The sequence below is a fragment of the Streptomyces sp. NPDC090106 genome (assembly GCF_044747265.1).
Lineage (GTDB): Bacteria > Actinomycetota > Actinomycetes > Streptomycetales > Streptomycetaceae > Streptomyces.
The window spans coordinates 78,340-101,919 of the sequence record NZ_JBIVDS010000014.1; the positions used below are offsets into that span (position 1 = coordinate 78,340).

Annotated in this window: 18 protein-coding genes and 1 pseudogene; 9 read left to right on the forward strand and 10 right to left on the reverse strand. The window is 69.4% G+C overall.

What is annotated here, in order from left to right; all coding sequences use genetic code 11:
* Positions 1–14 precede the first annotated feature (14 nt).
* From ACIPSE_RS36470 to ACIPSE_RS36480, 3 genes are all read right to left on the reverse strand, one after another.
* Entirely contained in the window at positions 15–1,457 is a 1,443-nt protein-coding gene (locus ACIPSE_RS36470; RefSeq protein ID WP_401671504.1) for a PP2C family protein-serine/threonine phosphatase, read from the reverse strand.
* A gap of 332 nt (positions 1,458–1,789) precedes the next feature.
* Positions 1,790–2,899 (reverse strand): C40 family peptidase, encoded by a 1,110-nt coding sequence (locus ACIPSE_RS36475; protein WP_401671971.1) that lies wholly within the window; start codon positions 2,897–2,899, stop codon positions 1,790–1,792.
* Between the two features lie 314 nt (positions 2,900–3,213).
* Positions 3,214–4,008: a class I SAM-dependent methyltransferase gene (locus ACIPSE_RS36480; protein ID WP_401671506.1), complete on the reverse strand. Its 795-nt coding sequence runs from the start codon at positions 4,006–4,008 to the stop codon at positions 3,214–3,216.
* 329 nt (positions 4,009–4,337) lie between these two features.
* Between ACIPSE_RS36480 and mshA the strand changes: the two genes are divergently transcribed.
* Entirely contained in the window at positions 4,338–5,675 is a 1,338-nt protein-coding gene (mshA, locus tag ACIPSE_RS36485; RefSeq protein ID WP_401671509.1) for a D-inositol-3-phosphate glycosyltransferase, read from the forward strand.
* Entirely contained in the window at positions 5,668–6,159 is a 492-nt protein-coding gene (locus ACIPSE_RS36490) for a YbjN domain-containing protein (protein ID WP_401671511.1), read from the forward strand. Before mshA ends, ACIPSE_RS36490 begins: the two co-directional genes overlap by 8 nt.
* On the opposite strand, the gene ACIPSE_RS36495 is transcribed toward ACIPSE_RS36490, so the two are convergent.
* Complete coding sequence (locus ACIPSE_RS36495) at positions 6,137–6,967, reverse strand: AraC family transcriptional regulator (protein WP_401671513.1); 831 nt, start codon at positions 6,965–6,967, stop codon at positions 6,137–6,139. The two genes, ACIPSE_RS36490 and ACIPSE_RS36495, sit on opposite strands and share 23 nt — an antisense overlap.
* Here ACIPSE_RS36495 and ACIPSE_RS36500 point away from each other — a divergent pair.
* Entirely contained in the window at positions 6,966–7,550 is a 585-nt protein-coding gene (locus ACIPSE_RS36500) for a DUF2000 family protein (RefSeq protein WP_401671515.1), read from the forward strand. The two genes, ACIPSE_RS36495 and ACIPSE_RS36500, sit on opposite strands and share 2 nt — an antisense overlap.
* 18 nt (positions 7,551–7,568) lie before the next feature.
* On the opposite strand, the gene fxsT is transcribed toward ACIPSE_RS36500, so the two are convergent.
* Both fxsT and ACIPSE_RS36510 read right to left on the reverse strand, forming a co-directional pair.
* Complete coding sequence (fxsT, locus tag ACIPSE_RS36505) at positions 7,569–10,220, reverse strand: FxSxx-COOH system tetratricopeptide repeat protein (RefSeq protein ID WP_401671517.1); 2,652 nt, start codon at positions 10,218–10,220, stop codon at positions 7,569–7,571.
* A 129-nt stretch (positions 10,221–10,349) separates the two neighbouring features.
* Positions 10,350–11,702 (reverse strand): MDR family MFS transporter, encoded by a 1,353-nt coding sequence (locus tag ACIPSE_RS36510; RefSeq protein ID WP_401671519.1) that lies wholly within the window; start codon positions 11,700–11,702, stop codon positions 10,350–10,352.
* A 194-nt stretch (positions 11,703–11,896) separates the two neighbouring features.
* On the opposite strand from ACIPSE_RS36510, the gene ACIPSE_RS36515 reads away from it, so the two are divergent.
* Complete coding sequence (locus tag ACIPSE_RS36515; RefSeq protein ID WP_401671521.1) at positions 11,897–12,658, forward strand: phosphoglyceromutase; 762 nt, start codon at positions 11,897–11,899, stop codon at positions 12,656–12,658.
* Positions 12,659–13,381: 723 nt separating this feature from the next.
* Here the strand turns inward: ACIPSE_RS36515 and ACIPSE_RS36520 are convergent.
* Positions 13,382–14,605, reverse strand: a complete 1,224-nt coding sequence (locus ACIPSE_RS36520) for a tyrosine-type recombinase/integrase (RefSeq protein WP_401671523.1) — start codon at positions 14,603–14,605, stop codon at positions 13,382–13,384.
* 8 nt (positions 14,606–14,613) lie between these two features.
* Between ACIPSE_RS36520 and ACIPSE_RS36525 the strand changes: the two are divergent.
* The 5 genes and pseudogenes from ACIPSE_RS36525 to ACIPSE_RS36545 all read left to right on the forward strand — a co-directional run.
* Positions 14,614–14,823, forward strand: a pseudogene (locus ACIPSE_RS36525) (ATP-binding protein); the annotation flags it as partial.
* A complete protein-coding gene (locus tag ACIPSE_RS36530) occupies positions 14,817–15,203 on the forward strand; it encodes a hypothetical protein (protein WP_401671526.1) in 387 nt (128 codons plus the stop codon). The pseudogene ACIPSE_RS36525 and the gene ACIPSE_RS36530, both read left to right, overlap by 7 nt.
* Positions 15,204–15,773: 570 nt before the next feature.
* The gene (locus ACIPSE_RS36535) at positions 15,774–17,402 is read left to right on the forward strand and encodes a DUF262 domain-containing protein (RefSeq protein ID WP_401671528.1); all 1,629 of its coding nucleotides are present in this window, start codon (positions 15,774–15,776) and stop codon (positions 17,400–17,402) included.
* Positions 17,383–18,588, forward strand: coding sequence for a type II toxin-antitoxin system HipA family toxin (locus tag ACIPSE_RS36540; protein WP_401671530.1), 1,206 nt, complete (start codon positions 17,383–17,385; stop codon positions 18,586–18,588). The genes ACIPSE_RS36535 and ACIPSE_RS36540 overlap by 20 nt, the downstream gene beginning before the upstream one ends.
* 1,027 nt (positions 18,589–19,615) lie before the next feature.
* Entirely contained in the window at positions 19,616–20,101 is a 486-nt protein-coding gene (locus ACIPSE_RS36545) for a DUF4265 domain-containing protein (protein ID WP_401671533.1), read from the forward strand.
* A gap of 282 nt (positions 20,102–20,383) precedes the next feature.
* Here the strand turns inward: ACIPSE_RS36545 and ACIPSE_RS36550 are convergent, their stop codons facing one another.
* From ACIPSE_RS36550 to ACIPSE_RS36560, 3 genes are all read right to left on the reverse strand, one after another.
* A complete protein-coding gene (locus ACIPSE_RS36550; protein ID WP_401671536.1) occupies positions 20,384–20,986 on the reverse strand; it encodes a hypothetical protein in 603 nt (200 codons plus the stop codon).
* A gap of 89 nt (positions 20,987–21,075) precedes the next feature.
* Positions 21,076–21,621: a hypothetical protein gene (locus ACIPSE_RS36555; protein ID WP_401671539.1), complete on the reverse strand. Its 546-nt coding sequence runs from the start codon at positions 21,619–21,621 to the stop codon at positions 21,076–21,078.
* 149 nt (positions 21,622–21,770) lie between these two features.
* Complete coding sequence (locus ACIPSE_RS36560; protein WP_401671541.1) at positions 21,771–23,417, reverse strand: amidohydrolase; 1,647 nt, start codon at positions 23,415–23,417, stop codon at positions 21,771–21,773.
* Positions 23,418–23,580: the final 163 nt, after the last annotated feature.

Below are 23,580 nucleotides of genomic sequence, written 5' to 3' on the forward strand. Positions count from 1 at the left end.
CCCGGTGTCCTGGCTCAGCCCAGCCGGTCCAGCAGCAGCACGGCCACGTCGTCCGTCAGCTCACCGCCGTTGAGATCGCGCACCTCGTTCACCGCGGCCCGCAGCAGCGACTCGCCGCGCAGTCCCTCGGCCAGCTGCCGCCGGACCAGCGACACCATCCCGTCCTGGCCCAGCCGTTCCCGGCCCTCGCCGACCCGCCCCTCGATGAGGCCGTCGGTGTAGAGCATCAGGCTCCACTCCCGCCCCAGCTCCACCTGCATCCGCGGCCAGCGCGCCCCGGGCAGCAGGCCGAGCGCGGGGCCGTTGTTGTCGTACGGCAGGAGCCGTGCCGGTTTGCCCGGGCGGGCGATCAGCGGGGCCGGGTGCCCGGCGAGGCACAGGCCCGCGCGGCGGCCGTCCGGTGCGATGTCCACCGTGCACAGCGTCGCGAAGATCTCGTCGTCGGCGCGCTCGTGCTCCAGGACCTGCTGGAGCGTGCCGAGGAGTTCGTCGCCGCACAGTCCGGCGAAGGTCAGCGCCCGCCAGGCGATGCGCAGCTCGACGCCGAGCGCCGCCTCGTCGGGGCCGTGCCCGCAGACGTCGCCGATCATGGCGTGCACGGTGCCGTCGGCGGTCCGTACGACGTCGTAGAAGTCACCGCCCAGCAGGGCGCGCGAGCGGCCCGGGCGGTAGCGCGCGGCGAACCGCAGGGACGAGCCCTCCAGCAGCGGCGTGGGCAGCAGGCCGCGTTCCAGGCGGCGGTTCTCCTGGGCCCGGACGCGGCCCTCCGCGAGGCGCCGTTCGGCGGTGTCGGAACGTTTCCGCTCCACCGCGTAACGGATCGCGCGGCTCAGCAGCCGGCCGTCCATTTCGTCCCGGAAGAGATAGTCCTGGGCGCCCACGCGGACGGCCTCGGTGCCGCGTTCGGCGTCGCCGGTGGCGGTGAGGGCGAGCACGGCGTGGCGGGGCGCGAGCTGGAGGACGTGCTTGAGCAGGGCCAGTTCGTCGTCGCTGTCGCCGCGCACGGGGACGGGCTGTTCGAGGTCCAGCAGGATGCAGTGGACGTCGTCGGTGAGCAGCCGTTCGGCCTCGGTGAGGTTGCGGGCGGTGCGTACGCGGATGGGGTTGCCGGCCGAGTCCAGGAGTTCGGGCACGAGTGTCGAGCCGCCGGGATCGTCCTCGATCACCAGCAGCGTCAGATGAGTGCTGCCGTTCTTCTCGACCGTACTGTCCTTCGCGCTGTCCTTCGTGCCGCTCCTGGCGCCGTTCCTGCCGCCGTTCTTGCCGCTGCTCTTGGAGCCGTTCTTGGGGCCGTTCCTGGCGTTGTTCCTCGCGCCGGCCTTCGCGCCGTTCTTGGACGCGACGGCGTCCGTGGAGGCGGCGGATGCGGATGCGGAAGCGGGTGCGGGTGCGGCTTGCGGCGCCTGACCACCTTCCACGGCCGGGATCGCTCTCTGCCGCGGTACGGGTACGGGCATCGTCTGGGTTCCTTCCCTCCCCCCGAGGGCATGGCGGGGACGAGGGACCTCGACCCACCGACGGGGACCATAGCGGTAGTCGGCGCCGCAACGGAATGGTGTGCGACACCCGGTCGGGCAGGCAGCCGCTGTCATATGCCGCGATCCCTACCGCAGTTGGACACCCCGCCCGAGGTGCGGGAATGACGAACGTCACGTCCGCGGCGGGTTTATCCGGCGGCCCGGGTGCGCTGGGTCACGTGACCCCGGTCTCAGGGCGGTGCGGGGCGCGTCAGGTCAGGGCGCGGCAGGGCGCGGCAGGGCGTCGGACGTCAGGCGTCAGGCGTCCGGCGTCAGGCGTCCGGGCGTACGACGGCGAGTATCGGCATCGAGCCGGCCCCCGCGATCGTCACCGTCCGCCCGGGGCGCGGCGCGTGGATGATGGCGCCGTCACCGATGTACATCGCGACATGGCTGGCATCGCTGTTGTAGATGATGAGGTCGCCGGGCCGCATGTCCTCGACGTCGACGTGCTGGAGTTGCTTCCACTGCTCCTGCGAGGTCCGCGGGATGGCCGTCCCCGCGTCGGCCCAGGCCTGGCTGGTCAGCCCCGAGCAGTCGTAGGAGCCGGGTCCCTCGGCGCCCCACTCGTAGGGCTTGCCGAGCTGCGCGGTCGCGTACGCCACGGCCTTCTTGCCCTGTTCGGAGGCCTCGCCCTGGATCTCGTCGAGGATGCCGGAGTCCAGCCAGGCGGTCTGGGCCTGGTAGGCGGCCTCCTGCTCCAGCTTGGCCAGCCGCTCCTTCTCCTCCTTCTCCAGCTTGGACTCGAGCTCCTCGGCGGCCTTGATCTGCTTCTGGACCTTCTTCTTCGCGGTCGCCTTGGCCTTCCGGTTGGCCTCCAGCTTGTCCCACTGGGCGGAGGCGTCGGCGGCGTACTGCTCCAAGTCCTCCTGGGTGCGGGTCATTTCCGCGATCAGGCCCTTGGTGGCGCGCTGCCCCTGGATCACCCGTCCGGCACCGTCGAGGAACTGGGTGGGGTTGTCGCTGAGCATCAGCTGTGCCTCGTCCGGCAGTCCGCCCGTGCGGTACTGCGCCGCCGCGGCGGCGCCCGCCCGCTTCTTCAGCTCGGCGAGCTTCTCCTGCCCCTTCACGATCTTCTTGGCCAGCGCCACGATCGCCGCCGACTGCTCGTCGGCCTTCTCCTCGGCGGCGTTGTAGGCGTCCGTGGCCACGGCGGCGTCGTGATAGAGCTCGTCCAGCTTCTTTCGGACGGCTTCCAGGTCCTTGGTGGTCACCGGTGCGGCGGAGGCGCCGGGCGTCGAGGCCGGACTCGATGCCGGTGTCGGGCTCGCTGTAGGCGTCGGGCTCGGAGCGGCGGAGGCGCTGCCCGCGGCCCCCAGGACAGTCACCGCACAGACCACGGCTACGGCCACCGAGACCAGCCCGCGCTTGCCCGCACCCATAACCCCAGCCCCCATACCTGATTTACCGTCAGTAACTTACGGTTCCCGGGGGATCGTGCCATGCCGTGCCGCAAAACGACAGGGGTAGTGCCTCGTGTGACAGAGGTAGTGCTTCCCCCGTTTCCGTCCTTGAAGACGATCTCCCCGCCAATGTGACGAACGACGCAGGGAGATCGTTCCCCGCAGGTCAACGGGGTGGCGCGGCAACGGATCGACGGGGCAACGGATCGACGGGGCGACGGGGTTGCTGGGTGGCGGGCCGGTGGGGCGGGCCGGTGGGGCGGGCCGGGGTCGCGGGCCGGCGGGCCGGTCGGTCAGGCGCGGGGCGCCAACGCCTCCCACGTCACGGTGACTTCCCCCTGCCGCCACCGCCCCGGCCCGTCCGCCACCGGCCAGTCGCCCCGCAGGTCCCGCACCGTCCGCATCCACCGCTGCCGGGCGCCGTACGACGCGTAGGGCGCCGCGGCGGCCCACGCGCGGTCGAAGTCGCGGAGGAAGGCGTGCACCGGCTCACCGGGGACGTTGCGGTGGATCAGCGCCTTGGGCAGGCGTTCGGCGAGGTCGGAGGGGCGTTCCAGGGAACCGAGCCGGGTCGCGAAGGTGACCGTGCGCGGGCCCTCGGGCCCGAGCGCGACCCACACGTGCCGGCGCCCGATCTCGTCGCACGTCCCCTCGACCAGCAGCCCGTCGGGGTCCAGCCGCGCGCACAGCCGCTCCCAGACCCCGGCCACCTCGGCCTCGTCGTACTGCCGCAGCACGTTGGCGGCGCGGATCAGCAGCGGGCGCTGGGGGAGCGGGATCTCGAAGCCGCCGTGCCGGAAGGCGAGGCCCTCGCGTTCGTAGGGCTTCGCGGCGCTCACGCGCGCGGGCTCGATCTCGATGCCGACGACCCGCGCGCGGGGTGCCGTGCCGCGCAGCCGCCGGAGGAGTTCGAGCGCGGTCCAGGGCGCGGCCCCGTATCCCAGATCCACCGCCACGGGGTCGGCGGCGCGGCGCAGGGCGGCGCCGTGGACGGCGGCGATCCAGCGGTCCATGCGGCGCAGGCGGTTGGGGTTGGTCGTCCCGCGCGTGACCGAGCCCACCGGGCGGGACGGGGCGCGGGCTGACATAGGTACGAGGGTATGCGCAGGCCCGGGGACGGGGACCCGGGCCCTGGAAGGAGACCGGGGTCCCTGGACGAGGAACGCGGGCCCTGGAAGGAGACCGGGGTCCCTGGACGAGGGACGCGGGCCCGGAAAGGGGGATGCGGGTCCGGAAAGGGGGATGCGGGTCCGGAGAGGGGGACGCGGAGTGGCCCCGAACAGTTGAGCGAGGGTCGGTAATCCTCCGGCAAAAAACGCCCCGGCCGGAATGCGACCCCCGCCCACCGATGTTGCACCCTCGTGGAGGGTCCCCACACCCTCCGCCACGGCATGCCCGCACCAAGGAGGACCGCCACGTGAGCCAGTACGTCAGCAGGCTCGCTCGCCGCTCCCCGACGGCATCCCCGCGGCTGCGGCTGCACCGCCGCCCCCGCCGCGTGGCCATGCTCTCGGTGCACACCTCGCCGCTCCACCAGCCCGGCACGGGCGACGCGGGCGGTATGAACGTCTACATCGTCGAGCTGGCCCAGCGCCTCGCCGCGATCAACATCGAGGTGGAGATCTTCACGCGCGCGACGACGGCCTCGCTGCCGCCCGTCGTGGAGCTGGCCCCGGGCGTCCTCGTCCGCCATGTGGACGCGGGCCCCTACGAGGGCCTCGCCAAGGAGGAGCTGCCCGCCCAGCTCTGTGCCTTCACGCACGGCGTGATGCAGGCGTGGGCCGGCCACCGCCCCGGCTACTACGACCTCGTCCACACCCACTACTGGCTCTCCGGCCATGTCGGCTGGCTCGCCGCCCAGCGCTGGGGCGTCCCCCTCGTGCACGCCATGCACACCATGGCCAAGGTCAAGAACGCCAACCTCGCCGACGGCGACACCCCCGAGCCCGCCGCGCGCGTGATCGGCGAGACGCAGATCGTCGACGCCGCGGACCGCCTCATCGCGAACACGGCCGAGGAGGCCGACGAACTCGTACGGCACTACAGCGCCGACCCGTCCAAGGTCGCTGTCGTGCACCCCGGCGTGAACCTGGACCGCTTCTCCCCGGCGGACGGCCGGGCTGCGGCGCGCGCCCGTCTGGGCCTGCCGCAGCACGCGCTGATCCCGCTCTTCGCGGGCCGCATCCAGCCCCTGAAGGCCCCGGACGTCCTGTTGCGCGCGGTGGCGGTCCTGCTCGACGAGCGGCCCGAGCTGCGCTCCCGCATGATCGTCCCGATCGTCGGCGGGCCCAGCGGCAGCGGCCTCGCCAAGCCGGAGGGCCTCCAGAAGCTCGCCGCGCGGCTCGGCATCGCGGACGTCGTGCGCTTCCGCCCGCCGGTCGGCCAGGACCAGCTCGCGGACTGGTTCCGCGCAGCGTCGGTCCTGGTCATGCCGTCCTACAGCGAGTCCTTCGGCCTGGTCGCGATAGAGGCCCAGGCCGCGGGGACGCCCGTGCTGGCGGCGGCCGTCGGCGGTCTGCCGGTCGCGGTGCGCGACGGCGAGACGGGGTTCCTCGTCCGCGGGCACGATCCCGCCGCGTACGCGCGCGTGCTCGGCATGTTCGCCGACGACACCGACCTCGTGCCCCGTATGGGCGGGGCCGCCGCCCGGCACGCGCTGTCCTTCGGCTGGGACACCGCCGCCGGAGCCACCGCGGACGTCTACACGGCCGCCCTGCACGCCCACCGGCGTCGCGTACGCTCCCACCATGGCTGACGCGCACGAGGTCATCGAGGCCGCCCTCAAGGACGCCGAGCTGGAGTGGGAGAGCCCCACGCCGGGCACCTACGTCGTCCAGCTCCCCGGCACCCGCAAACTCCGCACCACGGTCTCCCTCCGCCTGGGCCGCCACTCCCTCTCCCTGAACGCCTTCGTCATCCGGCACCCCGACGAGAACGAACCCGGCGTCCACCGCTGGCTCCTGGAACGCAACCTCAAGCTGTACGGCGTCGGCTACGCGGTCGACCCCCTCGGCGACATCTACGTCACGGCGAAGCTGCCGCTGGCCTCCGTCACCCCGGACGAGCTGGACCGTCTCCTCGGCCAGACCCTGGAGGCCGCCGACGGCGCCTTCAACACCCTCCTCGAACTCGGCTTCGCGACCGCCATCCGCAAGGAGTACGCCTGGCGGGTCTCCCGGGGCGAGCCGACGCGGAACCTGGACGCGTTCGCGCACCTCACGCGGAAGCCGACGGACTGACCCTCCCGGACGCCGGGCCGGCGAACCGCCCGGGTGTCACACCCACCAACTTCCTGAAGTGCCGGGTCAGATGGGACTGGTCGAAGAACCCGGTCGCCGCGGCCACCTCCCCGGGCCGCCGCCCGTCCAGCAGCAGCCGCCGGGCGCGGGCCACACGGCGGGAGGTGAGGTACTGGTGCGGGGCGATCCCGTACGCGGTGCTGAACGCCCTTACGAGATGGGCGGGATGGGCGTGCAGCAGCACCGCGGCCTGCTCCAGGGTCACCCCCTCCACGACCCGGGAGTCGAGCAACTCCCGCAGGTCACGAGCGAGTCGGGGATCGGGCCGGGCGGGCGGCGACAGGGCCGGGCCGCGCGGTCTCAGGTGCTCGACCAGCCGCTCCCCGATGAACGTCAGCCTGCTCGCCGCCTCCAGTTCGTCCCCCGGACGGGTGAGCGTGCCGTGCAACTGCCCGACCCTGAGGCGCAGAAGGGGGTCACGGAGGTCGGGTGCGTCGACCGCCGGTCCGATGAGGTCCTCGCCGAGCACGGACTCGTCCAGGTACAGCACCCGTTTGCGGAAACCGTCCGGTGTGGCCGGTGAGCCGTTGTGCGGGACGTGCGGGGGCAGCAGGGTGACCGTGTCGTGCGGGGTGCCGTGCTCGTGCCGGTCCAGGTCGTACCGTACGGCGCCGTCGTCCACGATGAGCAGCGTCCACGCGTCATGGACGTGCATGGGATAGGCGTACTCGGTGAAGTGCGCGTGGAACACCTCGGTGACGCCCGGGACGGCGGGGCGCCACGCGGTGACGTCCTCGCCGCTGGCCATGCAAAGAACGTACAAGACGCTGTCGCGGGGTGCCCGGCAGTCTCGTCCCATGAGCATGCAGACCACCGGGACCACGGGACCGACCGAGACCACCGGGACCACGGGACCGACCGAGACCACCGTGACCACCGTGACCACCGAAGTCGTGGACGTCCTGGACGCCGGCGCGCCCGTCCGTTTCGACACGAAGATCGCCGTCCTGCTGCGCGACGACCTGGAGCCCTGGCAGCGGCTGAACGTGACCGCGTTCCTGGTCAGCGGCCTGGGCACGCAGCTGCCCGAGGTGATCGGCGAGCCGTACGAGGACGGGGACGGGGTGCCGTACCTGCCGATGTTCCGGCAGCCGGTGATGGTCTTCGAGGCCGCCAAGGAGACACTGACGGCCGCCCACGCACGCGTGCTGTCCCGCGCTCTCCCTCGCGCGGTCTTCACGTCCGACCTGTTCGCCACAGGCCACGACCGCGCCAACCGCGCCGCGGTCCGCGCCGTGGGAACGACGGACCTGGACCTGGTGGGACTGGCGGTGTACGGACCGCGCAACGCGGTGGACAAGGTGGTGAAGGGGGCGCGGATGCACCCCTGAGGCCTGAGGTCGTGAGGGTCAGCGAGGCCGGGGCCCGGGGTCGCGCTTCCGCCGGAGGGAGGCTCTCAGCTTCTGGGCTTCGAACTTTCTGCCGCGGGCTTCGAGCACCTTGGAGAGGGTGTTCGTGGTCTGCCAATAGAGTGCGTGCGCCTCTCCCAGCGCGGTGCGTACGCGTTGCCGGGTGTCTCGGGAGAGTTGTTCGGCCTCGGCGTGCCGGCCGAGTGAGAGCAGGACGCGGCTCAGTGTGTCGGCCGTGTTGAGGGTGTGGTGGTGGTTCGCCCCCAGCACCCGGAGCGCCCGCCGTCCCGTCTCCACGGCGAGCTGTTCGGCCTCGGCGCGGCGGCCGTGGCCGAGCAGGACGAGACACAGGGTGTCCGCGACGTCGATGGTGTCCGGATGGTCCTCCCCGAGGAGATGCCGCATCCGCTCCAAGGTGTCGACGATGACCGGCTGGGCCTCGTCGAACCGGGTCAGCTGTTGCAGGGAGTTCCCCATGCTGTGACGGCTCTGGAGGGTGTGAGGATGGTCGTCGCCTAGCAGGGACCGCTGCCGCTCCACGACGCGGGTGAGGATGCGGAGCGATTCCCGCCATCTGCCCCGTGTCCCGTGGCTGGTCGCCAGACGCTGGGCGGATCTGAGCGTCTCGGGATGGTCGTCCCCCAGCAGATTCCGGCGCCGGGTGTGAATGTCCTGGAACATGGCGTGCGAGGTGTCCATCCTGCCCAGGACGGCCAGCGTGACAGCGAGGTCGTTGGCCGAGGACAGGGTCTCGTCGTGATTCTCGCCCAGCACCCGCCGACGCCGCTCCAGCACATCCTCCACCAGCGGCAGAGCCTCCGCGTGCGCACTCAGTCCGTCCAGCGCCCAGGTCACCATGTGCGCCGCGCGCAGGGTGTCGGGGTCGTCCTTTCCCAGAGTCGAGGACCATGTCTCGTACAGGTGCTCGGCGAGTACGCGGGCAGTCTGCGACTGTGCGCTGCGTACGAGATAGTGCGCCGAGTCCAGCAGGACGCCTCGCAGTGCGGCCCGGTCGCGCAGCACCGGCAGTGCCGCCGCCAGGTGAGGGCTGAGCGTGGCCCACCCCGCCCAGTTCCCCGGTGACTCCGGATCTCCCGGATGGACCGTCGCCAGCAGCGACGCCACGTCTTCCACTGTGGCGTCCGGGGCGCCGTCGTCCTGCTGCCGTACGACCGCCTGAGTGAGCCGGTGCACCTGAAAGGCGTCCGGTCTCACCACCGCCAGCCCGTACCGGGCGAGCGGGGTGAGGGCGCTGCCCGGCCAGAGGAAGTCGTCCGGGGCGCCGGGAATGGTGGTCAGGTCGGGGTGGGCGGTCTCCAGCCAGCTGGTCGGGATCGGCTCGGGGCCGAGGAACGCCGCGAGGCGGAGCAGAGCCGCGGCCTCCGGGTGATCGGCGTCGAGGCGTCTGGCGGCGATGGTGACGGTGGCGGCGAGGGACGCGGGATAGTCGTGCGGGGCGCTGTGGCCGAGGAGCCGGGCGGTGTTCGTGGCGAGCAGCCGTAGGTACCGGTCGGCCGGGATGCCCTGGCTCATCGCCCCGGCGGCCTGGGCGAGGGCGAGCGGCAGATCGCCGAGCGCGTCCGCCAAGGCGTCCGCGTCCTCGTCGGTCAGGGTCGGCAGCTGCCCCTTCAGATAGGCGACGGACTCGCCGCGGCTGAAGACGCCCAGCGACACCCCCTGCACCACACGGCTCCAGGCCGCGTTGCGGGTGGTGATCAGCACGTGGCCGCCGCCGGCGTCCTCGGGCAGCCAGGCCGCCAACTGGTCCGGATCCTCGGCGTTGTCGAGGACGATCAGCCAGCGGCCCACGGTACGGAGGTGTTCCTTGGCGTACCGGGCGTTGACCTCGACCCCCGCCTCCGGCTTGGCCACGCCCACCCGCTCCGCGAGTTCCGCGTAGCGCGTCGCGACCTGCTCGCTCTGCTCGGCGTCGACCCACCAGACGAGGTCGTACTCGTCGGCGTACCGGTAGGCGTACTCCAGCGCCACGAGCGTTTTGCCGATGCCGCCGGTGCCGCGCACGGCCTGGACGGCGGCGTGGCGTTCGGCGAGCAGCTTGGTGTGGAGTTCGTCGATGACGCCATCGCGCCCGGTGAAATGCGGATTGCGTCGTCGGCCGCGTACGTCCCAGACGGCGGGGCGGTGTCTGGGAGCGGCGGCCGGGAAGGGGGGTTGCGGGCCGTGCGGGGCGGGCGCGGGCGTGGGCACGGTCGCCGCGCCGGGGAAAGCGGGCGGGCGGGTCGGCAACGAGGGCCCGCGGACCGCTTCCAGCAGCGCGGTGAGGGCGTCGGACTCGCTCAGGCCGTGCAGGTCCTTGCGCAGGCGCGGCGCGAGGATCGCCGGAAGCAGACCCGTCGTCAGCGGCTCGACCACGAGAGGAACGAGACGGCCTCGACGGGCGAGGGCTGCGGACCACTCCTCCTCGGTGAACCGTCCTGGTGCGAAGTAGTGCGGCGAGAAGACGGCTACGACGGCGGATGCCTTGTCGAGGGACTCACTCATCTTCTGTACGAAGTCGTCACCGGCACGCCAGTGCCACCGGTCGAGGACGACCTCGAAACCGGCCTCCTGGAGATGCCACGCCACCCACTCCGCCCACTCCTTGTCAGGACCGGCGTGACTGATGAAGATCAGCTCGGCATTGTCGGACATGCCCGTCTCCCACCCCAGCGGCCCCGGCGGCCCCCCGCTCCTCCCTGTATACCGTCCGTGTGCGGCTCGCGGCGGGACGTGGCGGAAAACAGGGAGGACAGCGGGGGGCTGTCGGCGCTGACGCGGGCGTCAGCCGGCGCTGACCTCGGGCCGGGGCGCGAGGGGGGCCTGCGGCGCGGGGACGTTCTCGGCGGAGAGGGCCTCGGTGGAGACGGCTTCGGCGGCGAGGGCCTTGGCGGAGACGGCTTCGGCGGACACGGTCTCGGCGGAGACGGCCTCCTCGTCGGGCAGGCTGCGCATGAGCAGGGCGTAACCGAGTCCCGCGACCGTGCCGACGAGCGCGCACAGTCCCCACAGCCATTCGGCGCCGTAGTGGTCGATGACGAGGCCGGACATCAGCGGCGCGACGAGCGAGGCGACGGCCCAGGAGAGCGTGTACATGCCCTGGTAGCGCCCGCGTCCGTGCACCGGGGAGAGCTGTACGACGAGACCGGTCTGGGTGGGGGCGTTGACGATCTCGGCGAGCGTCCACACGCAGACGGTGAGCGCGAAGACGCCGACCGACCCGGCGAACGCGGTGAGCCCGAAGCCGTACCCGGCGAGGAGCGAGGAGACGACGAGCAGCCGCTTCGGGTCGCGGTGCTGGATGAACCGGGTGACGGGGATCTGGAGCACGACGATCAGGACGCCGTTCACGGCGATGGCCATGCCGTAGTCGGCGGGCGTGAACCCGGCCGAGCCCATCGCGACGGGCAGACCGACGGACCCCTGCTGGAAGACGAGCGCGACGAGGAAGGAGAGGGTGACGACACCCATGAACCGCCGGTCGCGCAGCACGGTGCCGAGCCCGACGTCCGGAACCTTCTCGGCTCCGGTGTCCAGGGCTACGGGCCGGGACTCGGGCAGCTTGAGGAAGACGACGACGGCGCACACGGCCGTCATCCCGGCCTCGATCAGGAACCCGGCGAGGTAGCTGTACTCGGCGATGAACCCGGCCGCCATCGAGGAGACGGCGAAGCCGAGGTTGATGGCCCAGTAGTTGAGCGAGAAGGCCCGCACCCGGTCCTCGGGGCGCACGATGTCCGCCATCATCGCCTGCACGGCGGGCCGGGACGCGTTGGACGCCATGCCGACCAGGAACGCGACGGCGGCGATGGCGACGGGGTGGTGCATGAACCCGAGCAGCGCGACGGCCGCCGCGGTGGACGCCTGCGCGACGAGCAGCGTGGGCCGCCGCCCGAGCCGGTCGGTCATCACCCCGGCCCCCAGCGAGGAGACGACCCCGCCGAGACCGTGCAGCGAGGCGACGAGACCGGCGTAGGCGGCGGAGTAGCCGCGGTCCAGGGTCAGGTACAGCGCCATGAAGGTGGCGACGAACGCGCCGAGCCGGTTCACGAGGGTGCTGGTCCACAGCCACCAGAACTCTCTGGGCAGGCCGGAGACGGTTTCCCGCGCGGCGCGTCGGACGGTGGCGAGCGGCATGGCGGGTTCCTCGACTGTACGTGCGTAAGTGGCTCGGGGGGCAGGCAGAACTTACGGCGAGGGGGTCCCGGTGGACCACTCAATTAACAGATCCGGTCAACAGTCCCGAGGCCTGTCCTGGCCCTGCGCAGGCCTCTGTCCCGGCCACCGAACGGGCGCGGCGCCCCATGGCCCCTTGGATTACGCTCAGGGGCATGGCCGACGCACCGTACAAGCTGATCCTCCTCCGCCACGGCGAGAGCGAATGGAACGCGAAGAACCTGTTCACCGGTTGGGTGGACGTCAACCTCAACGAGAAGGGCGAGAAGGAGGCGGTCCGCGGCGGTGAGCTCCTGAAGGACGCCGGTCTTCTCCCCGACGTGGTCCACACCTCGCTCCAGAAGCGGGCGATCCGCACGGCCCAGCTCGCGCTGGAGGCCGCCGACCGCCACTGGATCCCCGTCCACCGCAGCTGGCGCCTCAACGAGCGCCACTACGGCGCTCTCCAGGGCAAGGACAAGGCCCAGACCCTGGCCGAGTTCGGCGAGGAGCAGTTCATGCTCTGGCGCCGCTCCTACGACACCCCGCCGCCGCCGCTGGACCGCGACGCCGAGTACTCCCAGTTCGACGACCCGCGCTACGCGACCCTGCCGCCTGAGCTGCGCCCCCGCACGGAGTGCCTGAAGGACGTCGTCGTCCGCATGCTGCCGTACTGGTTCGACGGCATCGTCCCCGACCTCCTCACCGGCCGCACGGTCCTCGTCGCCGCCCACGGCAACAGCCTGCGCGCCTTGGTCAAGCACCTCGACGGCATCTCCGACGCCGACATCGCCGGCCTCAACATCCCCACCGGCATCCCCCTCGCCTACGAACTCGACGCCGAGTTCAAGCCCCTCACCCCGGGCGGCACCTACCTCGACCCGGACGCGGCAGCGGCGGCGATCGAGGCGGTCAAGAACCAGGGCAAGAAGAAGTAACGCGACGCCGATCAGCCCCCGACCTGCGAGTTTCTCGCGGGGCGGGGGCTTTTTGGTGAGGCTGGGCCGTCCCTGGGCCGTCAGCGATATGTGGGCCGCTTCCAGAGGTGTGCTGCGTACCCCAATGGTTGTCGGTGCTACCGGTATGCTTAGCCCGCCTTACCTGAACCTCCCTTGAACTCCGTGTGGGCGCACGTGAGTTCCAAGGCCCCGGCCCGGCATGCGGGTCGGCTGGAGGAGAAGGGAGGTGGTAGAGGTGAGTCTTGAGAAGGACAAGCCTCGCAGGTGGACCGGTGCCGAGAAGTGGCAGGTCTGGCTTGCGGGGGCCGACCTACTGGCGACCATTGCTACCAGCGTGATGCAGTTCGCTCGATGAGCGACTCACGCGCGAGAACGGTCGGGATCGGGTGCTGCGCATGCAGCGAGCCCGGTCTACGCTTGGGCGACCGGGCTCGTTGACTGCTAGAGGGCCTGGATCTGGGTGCCACCGGATCTGGGCCCTCGGTCGTTCTAGAGTCTCCTAGAACCTTCGCGAGCTATCTCAATCTAACTAGATGCTTCTAGAGCTTGCATACCAATCTCTCACGAGCTGCTAATCCAATCAACTTTGTGAGCCTGTGAGGGAAGCTAGATCTCTCTTCTCTTCCGAGAACGTCGTCGTAGTTGAACTGTTCGCGGTGGCTATCTAGGGAGACACATCCCTGATCGTTACCCCGCTGCTCGTCACCGGCGAGCGAAGACGGATGCCACGGCCTTGCGCGTGCGCTCCAGACTCGACGGCATCAGGTGCGCGTACACCCGGAGCGTCAGGCCCGGGTCCGAGTGGCCGAGGTACTCGGCGAGGGCCTTGACGTTCTCCCCGGCGTCCAGGAGCACCGACGCGTAGAAGTGGCGGAGCGCATGCATGCCGTTCTCCCGGGACTCGGCGTACGACTCACCCCGCTTGCGCTCGGGGATCACCCCCGCCGAGGCCAGCGCCCGCTTCCACGCCTCCTCGTTCAGCGACGTCCGCCAGACATGCCCACCCCGAGGCCCGGTGAAGATCAACCGCTTGGTCACCGGAGGCCCGTCGGCCACCTTCCACGGCAAGGTGATCTCCACCGGCGGGAACCGCTGCAAGTGCAGCCGAAGCGCATCGGCGACCGGCCCCGGAAGCGGCACGTCCCGGAGTTTGCCGCCCTTCGGCGGGGCGAACACCGCCTTGCTCCGGCTCAGCTTCAGTTGCTGGACCACGTGCAGCGTGCCCGCGTCGAAGTCGATCGCGTCGACCGCGACGCCGAGAATCTCGCCCTGTCGAAGCCCGCAACCAGCACCCAGGTCGACCATGGCCCGGAAGCGCTCGGGCATGCCGGCCCGGACGGAGAAGACACGTTCCGGCGTCCACGGGCTCACCCGCCTGTCGTCCACCGTGGGCGGCCGAACGGAGCGAGCAGCGCACGGATTCCGGGGAAGGTGCCCGTCGTCCACGGCCGCACTCAGCGCCGCGCGCACGTTGGAGTAGATCGTCCGGGCATACGCCCCATGGACGCCGTTCTCCTTGAGCTGCCTCAGCCAGTCACGGATATGCGCGGGCTGGAAGGAGCCGAGAGGCCGCGTACCCAGGTACGGATACGCGTGCAGCCGAAGCTGCGACTCCATGGACGCCTGAGTGTTCGGGTCGGGCGCGTGCGTGACCCACTTCTCGGCGTACTGCTGGAAGGTGGTCCGTGCCGCGCGAGGGTCGATGTACTGCCCCCGAGCCATGTCCGCTTCGGTGTGTGCGAGCCACTGTTCGGCAAGCCGCTTCTGTCGGTCCGGAAAGCTCTTCGCCTTCTCCGTACCGTCCGGCCCCACGTAGCGAGCGCGGTAACGCAGGCCCGTTCCGTGGCGCTCGGTCTTGACCTTGCGTGCCTTGCCGTCTGCGCCGGTATCAGCCTTGTACCAGCGGTCCTGGATGTGCCCGGCCATCAGGCGGCCAGACCTTCGCGGTGTCGGTGACGGATGACGGGGGTGCGGGGACGACGCCGAAGGTCGAGAACGAGGACCAGGAGGCGGAGCACGGGCGAGGGCTGGGCATGGTCAGCGTCATCGCCCACCGGGTGGTGGTCCACGACACCGACGCCGGCCACACGATCACCGCGGAACTGTTCACCGAGGCTGGAAGCAGGGGAGGACATCCGTGCTGACGGACGGAGCGGTTCGACGCGGGTACTGGTGCGAGTGCTGGACGCAGGACCTCAGCGAGGAGGGGGTGCCGGCGCTCCGGGCGTCCCTCGATGCCTACTCGGCTTCCCAGGCGGACAGATGGGTTGCGGTGACACTCCGCACGATCTCCCCGGCCCTGGACTCCGATGCTTCGGATGTGGCGTGGGCGTGGCTCTCGGAAGGGCGTATCGCCACCCGGCAGGCCCTCTTACGGTGCGAGCCCTGCGCGGTCACGGTCACGCAGGGCCAGACGCGCATCACGTGGACGATCAGGCCAGTGCTCTTCCTACCGCTTGCGCATCGCCAAGGGGTTGAACTCCCAGCCTGCGCACACGACTTCAAGCCCCACGCGACCGACTGAGTTACAACTTTCTCTACTGGTTCAAGGCACCCGCCGCGCACAGCGCGGCGCGCGGCCCGTCGCCCGGGCCTGCGCTCCTGTCTGCGCCCCGCTCCAGCCCGGCCGCCGTCCGCACGCCTGACAGCTCGGGTTGATAAGTGACGAACCCCCGAGGCGACCGAGGCGGTACGCGAGTGCGGCTCAAGACGGCGCCTCCGGCGGGGGCGCTCAAACTCCGGGGTGGAGGGGGCTCCGTGGGCGGCCGCCGACCCGTGGGTTACTGAGGTGGGGGACTCCCATCCCGTCTGCCGTCGACTCAGGCAGAGCCGAGCAGACACGGCACCGGGCGCACCGCGCCTGCTCCACGGAGTGTGGGTCGACGGCAGACGGGATGGGAGTTGGGGCGATGGCAGGCGAGAAGATCCCGGGTATCGGTAGTAGTAGCGTTCGCCCGACACGCTACAGGCCAGCAGCAGGAACTACATGAGCAACCGAGGGATGCGATCTGACCTGCGAGCCTGCCCGAGGGAAGGGTAAACAAGCGTTCTACTATCGGTAGGTACTGGAAGCCCGGAAGGAGGAGTCGTCGTGATGGCAAAGGGCACGCAACAACGCGTTCTAGTCTTCTCACTGGAAGACCTTGTTCGGCAGGGACTGGCAGGCCGGTTCCGCTCCTCCTTTTTCTCTCGCCCCATGGTTTGGGGCCCTAGTCAAATCGAACAACTGTTTGACTCATTTGCGCGAGGCTTCCCTGTAGGGCAACTGGTGGTCTACGAAGCCCCAGCACCAGCCCAGGATGTCGAAATCGGCGGCACGACGATTCACGCATCGGAGGACTCGAGGGCCTGGCTTCTCATCGACGGTCTGCAGCGGCTATCCACACTCATCGGAGCCTGGAGGGCTAGCGATGACTCACCCTATGCCGTCTGCTACGACCTTGAGCGACAGCGCTTCGTAGCCGGGCCCGCCAGGCATCCGCTGATGCTGCCTGTATCTGCAGCTGTACATCCAACCTGGCTAGAGGAGTGGCTTGAGGACCGTCCCTTCCTATCCGAAGCAGAAAAAGCAGATCTGCGCACGCTCTCCAGCACCCTCATCAACTACAGCATCCCAGTCACGGTCATGATGAACCTGGGTGACGACCGTTATGAACTATTCCAGCGCCTCAATCAAAGCGGAGCGTCACTCACCAAGACAGATATCGAACGCGCCCAGTCCCGCCCCAAAGAACGGCCCAGGGGGCTGCAGGGCATCGCCCATAGCGTAGAGACGCAGGGATTTGGCCGCATGAGCCCCGAGGTTGCGGCAAGCTGTGTCGTAGCAGCAGCCAGGAGTGGGCGCAGCCAGCTGCCGCCAGCCGGGGTGGAGACCTTGTACGCGTACGAGAGTATGTCCGTTATCGAGCAAACCAAGGCTGAACACCGCGCCCGCCAGGCGTTGAGACGGGTCATCGACTACATTCGGCAGACTGCCCGAATCCCCCATTTGCGACTATTGCCGCAACCTGAAGTACTCGTCGTGCTCGTTCGCACCTTCACCCACTGCCGCCACACCGATGACCCGCGCGCAAGAGAACTGCTACGCCGGTGGGTGTGGCGCGCGGATAGCAGCCCTCAAACCATCGAGACGGCATACGCACCTGTTGCCCCGACGGCCTTTGAGGAAGCGCAGCGTCTGCTCGCGTCAGCTCCTCTACGCGAGGCCCACCGCTACCGTGCAGACCTATCGGCACTCAACCTTTCCTCGGCGGCCGGCCGCCTCAACGCTCTTGGAATGCTGCATGCTTGGCCGGTGGCCGTAGCTAATAACCCCATGGGTGTGCCTGCGGGTTTCCCTCTAGAAGCACCACAAGCCTTGACTCCGTGGCTAGACAGCGGCGCAGACGTTTTCTCGTCGTTTGTCCCTCAGAGTTACGGTCAGCGCCTAAGCCTGGGCTGCTTCCTCCTGCACCCACCTGCACCTGCAGCAATACTTCGGGAAGGGCTCCTGGAGCTAGCCGGCAGCGATATTAGTGCACTGCATCACCACCTCTTCGACGCACACCAGATCCAACTCCTGGACGAGGGTCGACTTCTCGAACTCGTCGAGCAACGTGAGCGCACACTTCAAGAAACCATTGGCAAGCGAGTCCAATCGTTTGCCCGCTGGGGATTCCGTGAAGGCCGCAGGCCAACTCTGTCTGACACACCCAAGGACCTCAATGGCCCCACAAACAACTAGAGCCCGCGTTCTACTCGGTAGCCGTCAGGTCGGTACACTAAGTTTCCAAAATGGACGATCCGCTTTCCAGTACGAGGATCTGGATCCCGACCACCCCATCCTTGGTCTAGCCTTCGAGTATGACCCTGAAGTCGCGAGCAGTCAGGTCACCGGGGTACCAAGCTGGTTTGCTAACCTGCTCCCAGAACGCGGATCGGCGCTGCGCAGAATTTACAACCAGCGCCTCCGCCGAGAAGCCCACGACTTTCTCTTGCTTATCTATCTCGGCCACGATCTTCCTGGCGCAGTAGTCGTAGAGGCTGATGGTGAGCTCCCTCAGAACATGTCAGAGGCGCTCGAAGAAGCCCACACAGCCACCCAGACCGAGACCCTGGGCTTCTCTCTGTCTGGAATGCAACTAAAATTCTCCATGCAGGAAGATGGCACTGCGTTCCGACTCCCCCCGCACAAAGGCGAGTTGGGCGATTGGATCGTCAAGCTACCCAGCACCGTACTCCCGGATCTCCCTGCCAACGAGCATCTCGTCATGAGCTGGGCTAAATCCATTGGCATCGACGTACCGGAGCACCGACTGGTGCCACTCACCGCCATCACTGGCGTCGAAGAGGACTACCTGGAAGGTGGAACCACAGCTTTCGCTATTCGACGCTTCGACCGTACCCCCGACGGTGGACGCGTGCACCAAGAAGATTTTACGCAGGTATTCGATGTGCTTCCCGCCGACAAAGATCGCGGCCAGCATGAGGCCATTGCTCGAGTTCTCCTTGAAAACTGTCCGCAAGACCTTGATGAATACGTACGACGGATCGTTCTGTGTATTGCTGCCGGAAATAACGATGAACACCTAAAGAACTGGTCTTTGCGCTACGCGGACGGTCACACCACCCGCCTATCACCCGCTTACGACATGCTCTCAGCCACGGCATACAGTGCGTTTCGCCGCCAAGGCCTCACGCTGTCGATCGGCGAGCAGAAGGATATGCGTTGGATCACCCGTGATCATTTCCGGCGGTTCGCTGAAGCGGTGGACACTGATCCTGCACCTGTCCTGGCCGTAGTAGATGAGGCGGTCGCCAATCTGCATCACACGCTGCCGACCGTCGCGGACACCGTCGGGGCGCCGGAGTTCGTTATTGATCATCTTCGTGACCGCCTTAACGGCCTTCCTTTGATGCGCGGAACCTGAGAGTGTCTCTCAGCACGGCCTATGCGCGGACCGGCGTGGCCAAGAAGGTAACCTTACTGCTTCTGACCTGGGTCAACAAGAGAGGCACACGCGCCCTCCGGAGCCGTTGCGGTTTGGTGCTGCAGAGTTCAGCGCAGGGACCGCCGCTCGTCTACGTGGCGTGCCGGCACACTTAGGAACACGTCGGGCATCGCAGAGCCGTAGAGGATGTTGAACGTCTCCAGTCGACAGGACCAAGCCCCATCACAACGGCCGACGAACCGGTAGTTTATATGCCATTGCGGCCATTGGTCACGAGCCAGATGAACGGCAGGTGGGCGCCGATTGCGTCGTGGCATGGCAAACATGCTCACCTCTGGTGGGTCCACGCGCAGCAGCCCCTCGACCTCGCGGAGGATCTTCCCGGGTGCCGACAGATCCTGCACCTGTGTACGAGGCTCGAAGGGATCGGATTCCCGCATGGCGACCTCATGGAAACCAGCAGTCATGCCCGGAGGCAGCAAGAAGGCCATTGGGGCGGCTTTCTGCGAGCAGCTTCAGAGCCACCGCGCGACTTTTTCGTCCACGACGTGCACACCCGCTGAACGACAACATCCATGGCCCCAATCATCAGGCGTAACGCCGCACTGCGGCCACAGAGTTATGTGTCGTGCCAGAACCGTGCCAGATACTGCGGGGAACCACGGGGAACAGCGGTCACACCCCAGAGGCAGCCTCCAGGTCATGACACCGCTCAGCAGCAGGTCAGCGGGGACTGTCGACCCCGTAGAACCCAAGCTTCCCAAGCTGAGGGCCCACGCACCGTAGTTACGGGACCGTCGTCGCGACTTGCTCTAGTCGACGGCAGCGGCAGCGTGGCTGAGGCCGGTGGGGGTGCAGCGAGGCATACGCGCGCGTGCTCGGTCGGCCGCCTCGCCGTCGTGGCTGGCTGTCGTCGTCTGAGGTAAGAACCCCCGTATCTAGCTCCGGGCAGTTCATTGGTCACCCGCTTGCGTCTGGCACGTTGGGGTTCTGCATCCTGAGCACCATGACAAACCCCGAGGGCCCATACGTGAAGGTGCACTTCCGGATGGAGATCGAGGACGACTGGCCGCCGGCCTCCGTGGAGAGTCTGTGGGCGGTCGACCAAGGCGACGGCACCGCACGGCTCGATAACACTCCCTGGTTCGTACGGGGCATTGCCTACGGGGACATCGTGGCCACCGAGCCCGATGAGGAGGGCGTGCGATGGGCCGGCGAGGTGGTTCGTCGTTCGGAGAACTGCACCATCCGCCTCATCGTGCTCCGTGACGGTGGTTCAGGAGCCGCACGGCAGAGCGTGCTCAACGCGTTCCACGCACTCGGAGTCAGCGGCGAGGGCATAGAACGGTTCCGGATGGTCGCCCTGGACGTCCCGCCCACCGCCGATCTCACCAAGGTGCAGAAACTGCTCAACCATGGTGTGACCAAGGAGTGGTGGCACATGGAAGAGGGGTGCATCACCGCGCAGTGGCGGGCTGCATCCGCCGACTGAGGCCGCTTACGTGATCCCCTGCCGGGCCGCCCCTGGGCCGTCCGACGTCGCTCAACAGTGGCCAATGACGACCAACGAAAACCACCAGGCGCACGAGCCCACCGCCCCTGACCAGCAAAAACCCAGCTCCCCAACATCCCCGACAACACTCAGGGCAAGAAGAAGTAAGCCCTCCTTGCATCGAGCCCCCTCCCTGCGTTTGTCCGCGGGGAGGGGGCTCTGTGTGTGTGGGGGCCGGGGCGTCGGACTCGCCCGTGAGGGAGTCGGAGGGTGTGGGTGTCGTCAGAGGAGGTCTCGCCAGAAGGGGGCCGTGGCTTGGGGGTTCCAGTTCTCGTCGGTCTCGCCCCGTGCCTCGTCGAACTCCTGGTGCATGTAGTCGGTCAGGTCAAGGCCGTAATAGATGATGTCGGTCTGCCACACCGAGAGCACGGGATGGCCGAAGCTTCCCCGGCCGGCGGGCAGGTAGCGGTGGGCGTAGACGGGCACCAGTACCGGTACGTCCGCCAGATGCCGCCGCGCCGCGGCCAGCGCGGCCGTTCCGTCGGCCGGACGTTCACCCCAGCCCTCGTACCAGAACCCGTTGTGCTCGACATCGAGCAGCACCCCCTCGACCGGCCAGGCGAGTTGTCGGCGCACGCTGTCCAGATCGCCGCCGCGCCACTCCGGCCAGGGCCTTGACCAGGTCTGTCCGTCCTCCGGAGGGACGTTGACCGGTAGCCCGGCGGCGAGGAACGCCCGGTGGTCGTCCGCGAACTCGAAGCCGTATTCGCGCTCGACGCGCGTGAACTCGGCGTCCGTCAGACCGGGTTCGAACGCGTAGAGACCTGTCTGCGCCAAGCGGCGCGCGGCGTCCGCGCCCAGGCGTACTCCCTCATCGCTGATCACCGCCGCACGCTAGCGCCGGCAGTGGCCGATCGTCACCCGACCACCCGACCACCCGACCACCAGACCAGCACAGGCGCAGCCGAGCTCGTCTACTCGCAGGTGCCGCACACCCCCGTAGCAGGCAGTTCCACGAAGCAGCGCTCGCAGACGCGTACCGGTCTGTCCGGTTTTCCCTCCCGGCGGGTGATCGCTGCCTGGAGGCGTGGGGCGAGGGCGGGGGTGCCTCCGTCGGGTGGGATCGTCGCCCCGAAGCGGCGGTAGCAGGCGAGGCGGGACGCGGCGGCGTGGTGTTCGCGCTCCAGCTCGTCGTCCACCGGCGGCTCCCCGGCGACCGACAGGACTTCCTTGTAGCCGCTGCCGACCTTGCCGTCGCCCGTGTGGACCACCAGTGCCGTCAGGGGCGGATCGCCGCGCCGGTGGGCTTCGCGCACCACCTGGCCCAGGACCTCGCCGATCCAGTACTGCAGCAGCTTCCTCGTGCGGATGCCGGTCCGGCGCTGGATCTCCTCCGCCAGCTCGCCGTAGGTGATCACCGCGTGGTACGTCCCCGCCACACCCACGAGGACCGTGTACGCCTCCGCGCTCCACGCCTCGCGGGCCTCCTGCGCGGTCGGCCCGCCTTCCCGTTCTCCCATTCCCACCCCCGTGTGATCCTGACGGCCGCCCCTCGCCCGGGACTTCACGGAAGACGACGGGCGCCGACGACCGTAGCCGGTCACCGACGCCCCTTCAACGCCCTTTCAACGCCCCGTCAACGCCCCGCCACTCGCGTGGGCGCCCCGTCTCAGCTCAGCGCCCCCGCGTCATGGACCACCCGTCCGCCGATCACCGTCGCGCCCACCGTCAGCGTGTCGATCCGTGCCGGGTCGACGGTGAGGAGGTCGTCGGAGAGGACGGCGAAGTCCGCCAGCATGCCGCGGGCGAGGCGGCCCTTGTGGTGCTCGGCGTGCTCGGCGTAGGCGGAGCCCACGGTGTAGGCGTGGAGGGCCTGTTCCGGGGTGATCGCCTCGGCCGGGGCCAGCGGTGCGCCCTTCGCGGTGCGGCGGTTGACCATGTCGTGGATGCCCAGCAGCGGGCTCCCGTGCGCGACGGGCGCGTCGCTGCTGCCGGGCAGGACGGCCCCGGCGTCGAGCAGGCTCCGCATGCGGTAGCAGTGGTGCGCGCGCTCCGGCCCCAGCGCGGCGATCATGCCGTCGCCGATCTCGGACACGAACCGCCCCTGCGGCACCGGGACGATCCCGTTGTCCGCGAGACGTCGGACCTGCTGGTCGGAGGCGACGGCGAAGTGCTCGATCCGGTGGCGCGCGTCCCGCCGCGGGTGGGCGGCCTGCGCGGCCTCGAAGGCGTCCAGGACGACGTCGATGGCGGCGTCCCCGATGGCGTGGGCCGCGATCTGCCAGCCGCACCGGTGCGCCTCGGTGATCGTGCGGTGCAGCCAGCCCTCGTCGAAGAGGAGGAAACCGACGTTGTCGGGCTCGTCGTCGTAGCCGCAGCACATGTGCGCCGAGCGGCCGATGAGCGAGCCGTCCGTGGCGATCTTCGTGGCGCCGATCTTCAGCCGGTCGTCCCCGAACCCGCTGCGCAGCCCGAGGTCGAGCCCGAACCAGGTGTCGCCGCCCCCGACCGCCCCCATGTCGTGCAGGACGGTCATGTACGGCATGACCGTGGTGCGGATGTCCAGGACGCCCTCCTGCACGGCACGGTGGAAGGCGTGCAGGTCGGCCGGGCCGTGGCCGACGTGCTCGGCGGCGGCGATGCCCGGCTCGGTGAGGCTGGTGATGCCCTCCGTGACGCCCTGGGCGTTGCCGGCCGCGATCGCCGCGACGATCGAGTCCACGGGGGAGGGCCGGAAGGCCTGGGTCACCAGGTGCATCGCGGTCTCCTGGAGAAGGCCCACCGCCCTGCCGTCCGCGTCCCGTTCGACGTTGCCGCCGTCGAGATCGGGCACGCCCCGCCGGCCGGCGAAGCCCGCGCGGGCGAACGCCGCGGTGCTGGCCACGCCCATGTGGCAGGAAACGTGCTCCAGCCATACGGGACGGCCCTGCGCCGCCTCGTCGAGCGCCTCGGCCGTGGGATGGGCGCCGATCTTGTTCTGGTCGTACCCGGCGCCGAACAGCCACTCGTCGGGCCCGAGACGGGCCGCGCGTTCACGCACCGCGGCGTACAGGGCGTCGAGGCTGGGGACGGTCCGGGCGTGCAGGTCGAGCTGGAGGAGACGACGGCCGCGCATGCTCAGGTGCTGGTGGGCGTCGTTGAAGCCGGGCACCACGGGGGCGCCCCCCAGATCGTGGACCTGCGCGGCGGTGCAGCCGGCGACCTCGTCGTCCAGGCCGACGACACGGCCCCCGACGACCCCGAGGGTGTGGGCGGTGGGACGGTCCGCGTCGAGCGTGGTGAAGCGGCCGTTGGTGAACAGGGCGTCGAGGCGCATGGGTGGTCCTAGGGGGGAGACGTGCGGACGTACGGGGGTGGAGGTGTGCGGGGTGGGGGGGGGGGCCCCCCCCCCCCCCCCCCCCGCGCCCCCCCCCCCCCCCCCCCCCCCCCCCCCCCCCCCCCCCCCCCCCACCCCCCCCCCCCCCCCCCCCCCCCCCACG